The sequence below is a fragment of the Sphingomonas sabuli genome, assembly GCF_014352855.1.
In the GTDB taxonomy this organism is placed as follows: domain Bacteria; phylum Pseudomonadota; class Alphaproteobacteria; order Sphingomonadales; family Sphingomonadaceae; genus Sphingomicrobium; species Sphingomicrobium sabuli.
This window is the reverse complement of the sequence record NZ_CP060697.1, coordinates 1125845-1137519: the sequence shown is the minus strand read 5'-3', so window position 1 is coordinate 1137519 and position 11675 is coordinate 1125845. Positions and strand designations below refer to the sequence as shown.

General features: G+C 65.7%; 7 protein-coding genes and 1 tRNA gene. 7 read left to right on the top strand and 1 reads right to left on the bottom strand.

Annotated features, from left to right (window positions below; translation table 11 throughout):
• Positions 1–106: 106 nt before the first annotated feature.
• The 7 genes from H8M03_RS05730 to H8M03_RS05700 all read left to right on the top strand — a co-directional run bounded on the left by H8M03_RS05730 (position 107) and on the right by H8M03_RS05700 (position 10833).
• Positions 107–182, top strand: a tRNA-Ala gene (locus H8M03_RS05730).
• Between the two features lie 98 nt (positions 183–280).
• Positions 281–1564, top strand: coding sequence for a nucleotide sugar dehydrogenase (locus H8M03_RS05725; RefSeq protein ID WP_187480774.1), 1284 nt, complete (start codon positions 281–283; stop codon positions 1562–1564).
• A 31-nt stretch (positions 1565–1595) separates the two neighbouring features.
• Positions 1596–2651, top strand: coding sequence for a DUF2279 domain-containing protein (locus tag H8M03_RS05720; protein WP_187480773.1), 1056 nt, complete (start codon positions 1596–1598; stop codon positions 2649–2651).
• A gap of 123 nt (positions 2652–2774) precedes the next feature.
• Positions 2775–5882, top strand: a complete 3108-nt coding sequence (locus H8M03_RS05715; protein WP_187480772.1) for a glycosyltransferase family 2 protein — start codon at positions 2775–2777, stop codon at positions 5880–5882.
• Entirely contained in the window at positions 5882–7000 is a 1119-nt protein-coding gene (locus H8M03_RS05710) for a glycosyltransferase (protein ID WP_187480771.1), read from the top strand. Before H8M03_RS05715 ends, H8M03_RS05710 begins: the two co-directional genes overlap by 1 nt.
• Positions 7001–7090: 90 nt before the next feature.
• Positions 7091–9370, top strand: coding sequence for a glycosyltransferase family 29 protein (locus tag H8M03_RS05705; protein ID WP_187480770.1), 2280 nt, complete (start codon positions 7091–7093; stop codon positions 9368–9370).
• Entirely contained in the window at positions 9370–10833 is a 1464-nt protein-coding gene (locus H8M03_RS05700; RefSeq protein ID WP_187480769.1) for a polysaccharide pyruvyl transferase family protein, read from the top strand. Before H8M03_RS05705 ends, H8M03_RS05700 begins: the two co-directional genes overlap by 1 nt.
• A gap of 16 nt (positions 10834–10849) precedes the next feature.
• Here H8M03_RS05700 and H8M03_RS05695 read toward each other — a convergent pair whose 3' ends face one another.
• Positions 10850–11638: a methyltransferase domain-containing protein gene (locus H8M03_RS05695; RefSeq protein WP_187480768.1), complete on the bottom strand. Its 789-nt coding sequence runs from the start codon at positions 11636–11638 to the stop codon at positions 10850–10852.
• Between the last annotated feature and the right edge of the window lie 37 nt (positions 11639–11675).

Below are 11675 nucleotides of genomic sequence, written 5' to 3'. Positions count from 1 at the left end.
GGACGCGCCTGACGTGCGGTGAGCGATTGCAAGGGCTGCAAAGCGCCGCTAAGTGAGCGGCTCCCAAACCCGGGAAGCCGGGTTTTTCCGGCCAGGCTGGCGGCGCGGGGCTGTAGCTCAGATGGGAGAGCGCTGCAATCGCACTGCAGAGGTCAGGGGTTCGATTCCCCTCAGCTCCACCAGCCCTTGTCCTGGCCGCGCGGTCCTTGCCTCGTCGCCTTGCCAGACCGGCAAAAGGCTCTAGTTGACTGGAGCCTTGTCAGCGACCGTTAGGACCAAAGTGGACAGGGATACCCGAATTGCCGTCGTCGGGCTGGGCTATGTCGGGCTGCCCCTCGCCGTCGCGCTGGCGCGCAAGTATGACGTCACCGGTTTCGACATCAGCGCCCGCCGCGTCGCGGATTTGCTCGGAGGCGTGGATTCTACGCGCGAAGTGGACAGCGAACAGCTCGCCGCCGACGGGCTGAACTTCACGGCCGAGCCGGCAGGCATGCGCGGTTGCAGCATCTTCATCGTCACCGTGCCGACCCCGATCGACGAGGCCCGCCGGCCAGACTTCCGCGCCATCCTGAGCGCCTGCGAACTGGTCGGCCCGGTGCTCGAGCGCGGCGCCGTGGTGGTGTTCGAAAGCACCGTCTATCCGGGCGTTACCGAGGATATTTGCGGTCCCGCGCTGGAAGCCTCGTCGGGCCTGCGCTGCGGGACGGATTTCACGCTTGGCTACAGTCCGGAACGGATCAATCCCGGGGACAAGGCGCGGCCGATCGAAAAGATCGTCAAGGTCGTCGCCGGGCAGGATCCGGCAACGCTCGACCGGCTGGCCGAAATCTACGGGTCGGTGATCGAAGCCGGCATCCACCGCGCCGGGTCGATCAGGGTCGCGGAAGCGGCCAAGGTGATCGAAAACACCCAGCGGGACGTCAACATCGCGCTGATGAACGAGATTTCGAAGATCTGCGACCTTGCCGGCATCCGCACCAGCGAAGTGCTCGAAGCGGCCGGGACCAAGTGGAATTTCCTGCCCTTCCATCCGGGCCTGGTCGGCGGCCACTGCATCGGCGTCGATCCTTATTATCTGACCGCCAAGGCGGAACAGCTGGGCTATCACCCGCAGGTCATCCTGTCGGGCCGGCGGATCAACGACGGCATGGGCGCGTATGTCGCGCAGCGACTGGTCAAGCTGCTGGCCAAGCGCGACCAGCCGGTCAGCCAGGCGCGGGTCGCGATCCTTGGCTTCACGTTCAAGGAAAACGTGCCCGACATCCGCAATTCCAAGGTGGTCGACATATACGAGGAGCTGCGCGCGTTCGGGATCCAGCCGCTGGTGCACGACCCCGTGGCCGACGTGGAGGGCGTCAAGGCAGCCTATGGCGTGGAGCTGTGCGATCTCGATCGGCTGACCGGCCTTGCGGCGGTGGTGCTGGCGGTGTCGCACCGCGAGTTCGCGGCGCTCGACGGGGCGGCGCTGGGCGGGATGCTGGATGAAGGCGGGATCGTCGTCGATGTCCGCTCGCAGGTCGATCCGGCAAGCCTGCGGTCCGACATAAGCTACTGGAGCCTGTAGCTTTTCCAATTTCCCGCGATACAAAGCGGGCGTGAGCGCTCTTCTTTATTCGGCCCTGCTGCTGCAGACGGCTCAGCCGATCGATCCGGCCGCCTTGCCGGTGGAAGCCGCCGTTGCCCCCGTGCCGGCAGACGTCGCCATCGACCTTCCGCAGCCCGCGGTCGAGGTCGCCAGCTGGGACCTGGCGCAGGTCGAGGAGCGGCAAGCTGCGGACGCCCCGCTGCCGAATGACGACGACCGCGACGATGAGGTGATCGGCGACGCCGACGATTATTCGGCGCACACTTTCTGGACGCAGGCCAAGTCGATCCCGTGGCGCTTAGGCGGCGCGGCGGCGGTGATCACCGCGACCGGTTTCGCCAATTGGGACTGGGGCAGCTCGCGCTTCCGCTTCAACAACGAGGGGCTGTTCGGCCGCGACACGGCCAGCCTGGGCATGGACAAGCTGGGCCATGCCTGGTCGAGCTATGTGCTCGCAGAATTCTTCGCCGACGGGATCGAGACCGGCCCGGCCAACCGCAAAAGCGCGGCCTATACCGGCGCGATCCTGTCGATGGGGCTGATGACCTACATCGAGGTCTTCGACGGTTTTTCCGCCGAGCACGGCTTTTCGATTGAGGATCTCGCGGTGGATACGGCCGGTGCGTTGCTGTCGGTTGCCCGCCGGTCGATTCCGGGGCTTCAGGACAAGCTCGACTTCCGCTTGCTCTACGTGCCGTCCGGCGGGTTCGACAGCATCCTGTCCTGCTTTCCCAAGCCGTTCTGCGACAAAGACGGCAAGAAGGTCCGCAGCCCGATCACCGACTATAGCGGCCAGCGCTACCTGATGGCGCTGAAGCTTGCGGGCTTCGACCGGTTCAAGCGGTCGCCCCTGCGGCTGGTCGAACTGCACGGCGGCTATTACGCCCGAGGCTTCACCCAGGAGGACCGCGATGCCGGCAAGCCGTTGCGCCGGCGGCTGTTCTTCGGCCTCGGCCTTAATGTCGGCGAACTACTGTTCCCTAACCGCGAACGCGGCATCAAGGGCGCTGCGAAGTGGGCGCTCGATTACATCCAGCTGCCCTACACCGCGATTCACAGCAAGTAACCGCGGCGCCGGCCAAAGAAAGCGCTTGCGAGTCGCGCCGGTCATCAGGCAAGCGTCGCCCCTGCATTTCGATATGGTCGCGATCCCGGGGTCTCCGGGACGCGCGCCGCACAGGAGAGTTGAGTGGCCTGGAAATTGGGCAAGAAGCCAAGTCCGCCGGTCGGCGCCGAACAGCCGAAGGTGGAGGTGACCCCCGTCAACGGCTTTTTCAGGGGCAACGAGCAGCTGATTTCCGGCTGGGCGATCGACAGCCGCGACCTTGAATCGCGCCGTGACATCGACGTCTTCGTCAACGGCAATCGCATTGGCTCGGCGCGGGCGGACCGCTTCGATCCCTTGGTGCAGTCGCATCACGGCGGCGACGGCCACTTCGCCTTCGCTTTCTATTATGCCGGCGAGATTGGGGGCAGCCCGTTGGAGGCGTCCGCCAAGGATATCGCCACCAAGACCAAGCTAAAGTCCAAGCAGCCGACGGTGACCAAGGCGACCCGCGAAGGGCCGCCGCTGACGATCACCGGGCTGGCGGTCGGAAAGGCCGTCGAATTGCGCGGACGTATCGGCGCGTATCCATGGCTCAAGGACATGAGCCTGGAGCTGTGGGACGGTGATACGCGGGTTGTGTCGTCGATTCCGCTGACCCCGGTGAACGAGGGCGAAGGCACCTTCTCCGCGCAGTTGAAGGGTGAGGCGGCCGAACGTCTGCTCAACGAGGACCTGCTGGTCGCGCTCCCCGGTCTCAAGGAAGCCGGCCTGGCGGTAACGCTGGAAAAGCTGACCCTGCGCGCCGCGGTCGCGCGGCACGACAACGGTCTGCGCGTTAGCTTGCGCGGCAAGTTCGACCAGTCCGGTCCGATCGCCGCGGTCGTCCGTTTCAAGAACGAGGGCCGCAAAACGGTCGAGCGCGAATTGGACATGAGCGGGCGGGTCGCGGTGGTGAGCCTGCCGCCGGAATTCGTTGACGGCCAGACCGAAATCGAGGTCGTCATCGCTGGCGCGCCCGTCCGCACGCGGATAGAATCGCCTGTGCTCGGCGACCCGCAGTTTCGTACGCTTGGCCGCGACGGTGCCCGTTGGGAGGCAAGTGAAGGCGCGTCGGTCGAGCAAGGCTTCTTCGCCTTCCCGGACCAGCTGGCGGAAGATCACGAATTGTCCGGCTACACCGCGCACGTTTCCGTGCCTGCCGCCGAGGAGCCGCTGCGCCTGTGGCAAACGGCGATGGAATTGCCCGCCAACACGGACGAAGTCGCGGCGGGCGGCTTTGTCCGCGCCAGCCGCAAGTCGACGATCGCGTTGCGGTTGCGCGATGACGAAGGGGTGGTCGCCGAAACCTCGGCCATTGCGAAGACCAGCGATTCCTGGGCGCTGCTCCAGCTCGACCTGAAAGGCTCGCGCGATATCGTCGGCAAACCGGTGTTCGAGTTCGAAGCGTCCGGCAAGAAGCTGTCCGACCTTGAGGTCGCGCTGACCAATTCGGCCGAGCCGGAGAACGCAGCCAGCGAGGAGCCGGAAGCCAACATGCTGGCCAATCCCGGCATGCTGGAGTGGCCGCATGGCGCGGGCGTGCGGCAGAACTCCGGCGGCGCCGTGGCCTGTACCAACTGGCGCGTCCGCAACCGCAAATCGCGGACCCCGACGTACACCCGCGCCGTGATCCAGCCGTCGAGCGGCTCGATCGGCCTGGCCGTCGCCGCGGGAGAAGTGCCAAGCTATCTGCGCATCGAAGCGGACTTCGCGGTCAACGACATAGACGACCAGCTGCTCGAACTGCGCTTCGGCGCCGGAAGCCCGCCGGCCGCCCGGCAGATGCTGGCCCGGTCGAAGGAGGCGACGCCGCAGTTCGCGGTGATCGACCGCGTCTACGTCATCCGCCGGTCGCGGCTTCTGTCCGCGGACGCCTATTCGGAGCGGGACGAAGTGGTCACCACCTTCGCTCGCAAGGTGCCGATCCGCCAGGACATTGAACAGTTCACGTTCCTCGCGGCGCCGATCGAGGAAGGGGAGGAGCCCGAGCTCGAAGAGGGACAGAGCCTTGAGCTGACCTATCACCTTGCCTTCGATTTCCGCCATCCGACGGCGGTTGCGCTGTTCGATGTCGAAGTCGTGTCGAAGGGCGATGTCGAGGGCGACAGCGAGAAAGCGCCGCTCAAGGTCGAAGACCGCAATATCGAGCTGCAGATCGAAACTCTGGTCACCACGGCGCACTGGCGCGGCCCGACGCCGGTGCGGCTGGCGACCGAAGAGAATTCGTCCGAGCCGCAACCGCTCAAGTGGAATGCCAACGCCTCGCGGGAACCGGTCACCATCGTCATCCCGGTGTTCAACGCGCTGGACGAGACGCTGGCCTGCCTGGAATCGATCAACGGCGCGTCCACCGTGCCGGTGCTGATCAAGGTGGTCGACGACGCATCCGACCAGACGGTGCGCGAAGCCTTGCACGCTTACGCCACGGGCAAGCCGTGGATCACGGTGCACAGCTTTCCGCAAAACCGCGGATACACCTATGCCGCCGACTTCGGCATCCGCGGCGCGCGGACCGAATGGGCGGTGCTGCTCAACAGCGACACGATCGTCACGCGCGGCTGGCTCGAAGGCATGCTCGACTGCGCGCGGTCGGATCCGCGGATCGGCCTTGTCGGGCCGCTGTCCAATGCCGCCAGCTATCAGTCTGTGCCCGAACTGTACGACGCGACCAACAAGTGGAAGGTCAACCGCCTGCCACCTGGCGTTACCGTCGAAATGGTGGCCGATATCGTGCGCCGCGTATCGACCCGCGCGCATCCGCACGTGCCGCTGCTCAACGGCTTCTGCACGATGATGAAGACCTCCATTTTCAACGAGATCGGCGGGCTCAACCCGGTCGCTTTCCCGGTCGGCTACGGCGAGGAAAACGACATGTGCCTGCGCGCGTCGAAGGCCGGCGTAAAACTGGCCGTCGCGGACGATGTCTATGTCTATCACGTCAAGTCGGCGAGCTTCGGCAACGCCCGGCGCGAAGGCCTGACCAAGGCCGGCAACGAAGCGCTCAAGAAGCTTCATCCGGACGTCGACATTCCCGCCCTGACGGCCAAGTTCCGGGACACGCCGGCGCTGGTCTCCGTCCGCGACCGCGTGGCCGCGGAAATGGCCAAGCTGCATTCGCCGCGGAGCCCGGAAGCAGCCAAGGAGGCCGCAGCCTTCAAACCGGCAGCCAAGTCCGCCAGATCCGCTAAACCCCAGCTGCAGAGAGCCTGATGCGCGTTATCTTCGTCCTTCCAAGCGCCGGCGGCGGCGGTGGCGCCCATTCGATCGTCCAGGAAGCGCTCGGCCTCAACCGGCTGGGCGTCGGCGTAGCGATCGCCACGCCCGGCAACCTCGCCGCGCAATTCCAGATCCGTTACCCGGAACTGGCCCGCAACGGCATCGGCAACCCGGTTTACGGGTCGACCGAGGCGTTGGGCGACATCATCCGCGATTATGACTTGGCCATCGCCACCACGGCGCTGTCGGTGTCCGTGGTCGCGCAGGCCCGCGACCATTCCAAGAACACGCGGCTCAAGCTGGCTTATTACATCCAGGATTATGAGCCGCTCTTCTACCCGCCGGGCAGCCGTGAATGGACCGAAGCGAGCAAGTCGTTCGAACGGTTGAAGGGCGGCCTGTTGTTCGCCAAGACCGACTGGCTGTGTTCGGTGGTCGAGGCCAACCACAACATCCACGTCCGCCGGGTCAAGGCGAGCATCGACCACGATGTTTACTTCCCGGTCGACCGGCCGCTGTACGGAACGATGCGGATCACCGCGATGGTCCGGCCGAAGACTCCGCGGCGCGCGCCCAAGCGGACGATCCGCATCTTGGAACAGCTTGCCTTCACTTATGGGTCGAAGGTCGAGATTTCCTATTTCGGTTGTGACGCCGAGGAGCTTGCGAGCACCGGCCTGCGCCCGTCGGATGCCTTGCAGCCGCTCGGCGTGCTCGACCGTCACCAGGTGTCGAGCACCCTGCGTTATTCAGACATGTTCCTCGACCTTTCGGACTTCCAGGCATTCGGCCGGACCGGCCTGGAAGGCATGGCGTGCGGGTGTGTCCCGGTCCTGCCGGTGTTCGGCGGCAGCGGCGAATATGCGGTTCACGGCGTCAATTCGTTCGTCGTCGACACGCGGTCCGACGATGAAATCCTGAACGCCGTCGACCAGTTCGTCGACGGCCGTCCGCAGCGGCGTCAGGAGATGCGCGACGCGGCGATCCACACGGCGCTCGATTATTCCATCGCGCGCGCCGCCTACAGCGAATACGAACTGTTCCGCGACTTCATCGGCGAACCTGCCAAGCCGGCCGCCAAAGCCCCCAAGCCGGCCGCGAAGGCCGCCTAGCCAGCGGCGATGCCCGCCGGGAAGTCAGGCACGGGACCGGCGAGGATCACCACTTCGGTCGGGCGATGGGTCAAGGCCGTTGATACGACGGTGCCCGATCGCGAGACGGACATCGCCGTTTTCACTCTGGAAGGCGACGGCAGCGCGGTTCGAGTCCAGGTTCTGCGCCATGATCCATCGGGCAAAAGTCTTGCCTGGGCGGGGATCCATGCAGGTCCGCTGACCAGCAAGACGGTCGAGGTCGACATCGCCAACCTGGTCGGCGCCGATCCTGCAATCGAATCCGACGACGATCGGCTGATCGTGCGCGTCAACGCCATCGAGGCGGCCGGATCGGTCACGGTCCACGGACCGACCATAAGAAAGAAGCCGACGATTCGCCCGCCCCTGACGCCCGGTGCGTCGGGCCCGCAGGGGCTGCGTTGGCCGGTGGAAGGGACGGAGCCGGAAACCGCCGATACGGTTCTGGTATTCGGCACGTTCGATGTCGAAAACTATGGCGACCTGCTGTTCCCGATCATCGCGGGCCGACGGCTGGAGCGCGCGGGACTGGCGATCACGGCAGTTTCTCCGACGAGCGTGAAGACCGCCTATGACGACGCGCCCGCGCCGATTGCCTTCGACGCGCTCGCGGCCTGCAATCCGCCCGGCAAGGCCGTGCTGATCGGCGGCGGAAACATCATTCATCTACGCCATACGGCGCTGCCCGATTATCAGGATGGCAACCTTCGCAACGCGGCCTATCCCGCTCTGTGGGTGGGCGCGACGAGCCTTGCCGCGGCCTATGGGCTTCCGGTTGTGTGGAATGCGCCGGGCGTGCCGTTCGCGGAGCAGGGCTGGCCGGCCGGCGACATGCTGTCGGCGACCGCCGCGGCGGCCGACTATCTGTCGGTGCGCGACGACAACAGCCGCCTCGCGCTCGGCGTCGGCGGTGCCGCGGCGACAATCGTCCCCGACAGCGCCGTCGAGATATCGCGCGTGTGGCCGCTGGAAGAACAGGAGCCGCGCGCACGCGCGGTGCTGGAGCGGGCAGGCGCCGATCCCGCCGGCAGCTACATCGCCGTCCACGTCAAGGAACGCTCGCTCGGCGGATCGCTCGAGGAGCTCGCGGAACAGCTGGACGCGCTGGCGGCGGATACCGGCCGGACGGTCGTGCTGGTGGCCATCGGTCCGTGCCACGGCGACGACGATGTCGCGCGCCGGCTTGGCGAAGCGATGCAATCATCCTGCGTGGTGCTCGACCGCCCGGCGTCGCTGCAGGACATCGCCGCGATCATCGCCTGCGCGGACCTGACCCTCTGTTCGTCGCTGCACGCGTACATAACCAGCTTTTCCTATGGCATTCCGGGCGTGCTCGTGTCGCTGCGGCACAACCTCAAGTTCGAAGCTTTCGCCGAACTGGTCGGGCGGGCCGACGATTGCGTATACGACTGGGACAGCGCGCTGGCGGCGGCGCGCTCCCGTTTAGACGACGCGCCGGACCGCCGCGACCTGTTGGCGGGACCGATCAGCGAGCAGCTCGACCGCCACTGGGACGTCATTGTCGCGGCCCTGTCCGATCCCGCCGCCGGAAACGACCGCCGCGCCGGCTTCCTGCGCACTCTTACCGCGATCCAGCTGAAAGCGGCCGGTGCAGCCATGGCGCTTCCCGATGCGGGCAGCCGCGTTCCGGCCAGCCGCCTGATGACGCCCTTCGACCTCGTTTCCCGCTTCGCCGGCAAGCCGCGGATGGTCATTGTCGGCAATGCGCCGTCCCTGCGCGGCAGTGGCCGGGGCGAGTGGATCGACGGTTTCGATGTTGTCGTGCGCTTCAACGGCTGCGCCATCCACGGCTTCGAACAGGATGTCGGCTCGCGCACCGATATCCTCGTCACCAATCCCTATACCGAGACTTTCCACCGAGCGCCGGCGGACGGGCTGGATTGCGGCATGGTGCTGGTCATCGCGCCGCAAACGCAGCGCGGCGACAAGGCCCAGTTCGCCCAGTGGGCGGGCGATCAGGACGTCCTGTTTACCTATACGCCCGACATCTATGGCGAAGACCTGCCGGCCAGGACGGGCAGCCTGACGACTGGCGTCTATGCCGTCAGTCTGCTCAGGCGGATCCTGCGTCCTGCCCTTCTCGGCGTGACCGGCTTCACCATGTTCCAAGAAGATACGGCGCATTACTGGTCGGACACGATGCCGTCGGGCGTCAAAAGCCATGATCTTGGCGAGGATGCGGCAACGCTCATCGGCTTGCTCAACGGCTTCAAGGGGCAGGTTGCGGTGACGTCCGAGCTGGCCTGGTTGGCGCGGCGGATCGGCATGCCCTTGTCCGACCGCATCCAGGTCGAACCGCTGAACGATCCCCAGTGGGCCGAGGGCTGATGAACGTGCGCCGCATTGCGCTCGTCAATTTCACCGGCATCCGCCCGAACTGGGGGTGTCAGGCGACCAGCTGGGAATGGCTGAAGTTCATCAATTCCGCATTCCCGGTGGATCATCTGCCCAGCGTGGCGCTGGTGCCCTTGCTCCCCCGCCACGCCGCCGATCTGGCATTGGCCGCCCATCTCGACGCTCTGTACGACGCCGTGCTGCAGGTCGCCGACGGGCGTTCGGGCGCGGAAGAGCAGCTGGCCTTCCTCGAGCGCGTCTGCCGCGACCGGTACGGCAGCTACGCCGACGATGTCGCGGCGAGCGATGCGGTCTTCTTCCAGGCCGAAGGGACAATGACCGGGACCGACGTGGTGCGCGGCATCCGACTGCTCCTGCTGCCGTTTGTCGCCAAGCATGCGTGGGGCAAGCCGGTTTATGCCTTCAATCACACGATCTTCATCTGCGATGACCGCTTCGCCAAGGTCGCCACGGCGGTCTTCAACAGCTTCGACCTGAACGGGGTGCGCGAAGCCATGTCGCTGGCCGCGGCGCGTGATCTCGGGATGGATAAGGCCCAGCTTATCCCCGACACGGCCTTCCTGACCGAACCTGCACCGGACAAGCGGCTGCCCGACCTTTCCGGCCAGCGGTGGTTCGCGGTGACCGGTTCGGCGCTGCCAGAGGCGGGCATTCACGATCGGATTTTCGCCGCCGCGGACCGGATCCGCCGGGAGACCGGACTCAAGCCGGTAATCGCCGTATCGACCAAGGCGGACGGCAAGCTGGTCGAATTGGCGCAGGAGCACTGGCCGGACGGTGGTTTTGAAGTGATCCCCAACGCCCTTGGCTATTCGGCGGTGGCAAGCGCGCTGCAGCAATGCGCGTTCATCTTCGGCGGCCGCTATCACCTGACCATCGTCGCCGCGAGCGTCGGCACGCCCGCGATCCAGATCGCTGGCAACACCTACAAGAATGAGGGTCTTTCCGCGTTGCTGGGCGGGATCGCGCCGGTCATGGATCTCGCCGATGCCGAAGGGATTGCCGCCCTTGCACGCGAACTGGCGGGGAAAGACAATGCCGCCCGGCGGCAACTGACGAAAAGCCAGGGGGCGATCTCCCTGGCGTTCGATTCGGCGCGGCGGTGGCTCGCCGCCAGCCTCGCCGGTCGGCCCCATGCGGAATCGCCTGATCCGTCAGGACCGATCGGTGTGGAGATCGCCGACCACCGCCTGCATCTTGAGCCCTATTGCAGGCTGGCGCGGGCGCAGGCCGACGCGTTGCGCTATCCGGACTCGCCGGGTGGATCGATGGGTGATCCGCCGAAGGCCGCGACGATCTTGCCGGCGATTGCGGATTCCTGCCTGGCGGGCCAGCCGGCCGCCATTGCGGCGCTGGGCCAGATGGCGGCGAGTTATCCCGACGTTCGCGACGCCATCGCTAGTCCCGGCCATCCGCTGCAGGGCATGCCGGCCTAGCCGCAAGCCGCGGCGATCAGTCGTCGGACAGGCTCAGCAGCGCTTCCTCGGCAGCCTCGTCCACGGCGTCGCCGACCGGTGTTTCGATCGGCGTTTCCCGGGCGAATTCGTCATTGATCATCCGGATTCGCGGAAATTTCGACAACAATGTGCCGGTGATGTCGGGGTCGGACTTGGCGATCACCACCACCAGCTCGCGATATCCTTCGAGCTCGAGCGGCGGGGTCAGCTTCGGGCCATGGATTTCGGGATCGTATTTGCCGGTATCGAGCGGCACCCACAGCGGGACGACGCTATCGTCGTCCGTGTCCAGCACCGGCGTGTTGCCGAAGATGGTCGCCCGCGCGATCTTGCCGCTGTCGAGGTGCGGGCGCAGCGCGCGATACATCTGCAGGGTGGTCAACGTCATCGGGTGGCCACGCCAGTCCGACCAATAATATTTCAGGCCATTGCGAAATAGCAGGCCGTCGTCGTCGAACCATGGCTGACGGATAAAGACGAAGTCGCTCGAGATGTGGATTGCCGTCCGCAATGCCTTCGACACCAGGTCGAAGTCCGGAAGGTGCTCGAGGAAGTGCGAGAGGATCGCAAAGCGCACCTGCCCAGTGAACTGATCCGGGTCGGTGGCGTCGGCCAATACCGCGTCGAAACCGGCCTCGCGCGTCCGCTCGACCTTTTTCGGGTCGATATCGATGCCGATCGGCCGTCCGCCACGAAAGGCCTTCTGGGCAAAGGTCATCGAACCGCCGACCGAGCAGCCGAAATCGACGAAATCGTAGGGGGACAGGTCGATCTTATCTGACAAGACAGTCTCCGGTTGCCGACAGCAAATGCATGGACGC

Excerpts from the sequence above, each read along its gene's own strand:
- H8M03_RS05710 (WP_187480771.1), top strand. The coding sequence starts at position 5,882 with ATGCGCGTTATCTTCGTCCTTCCAAGCGCCGGCGGCGGCGGTGGCGCC.
- H8M03_RS05700 (WP_187480769.1), top strand. The coding sequence starts at position 9,370 with ATGAACGTGCGCCGCATTGCGCTCGTCAATTTCACCGGCATCCGCCCG.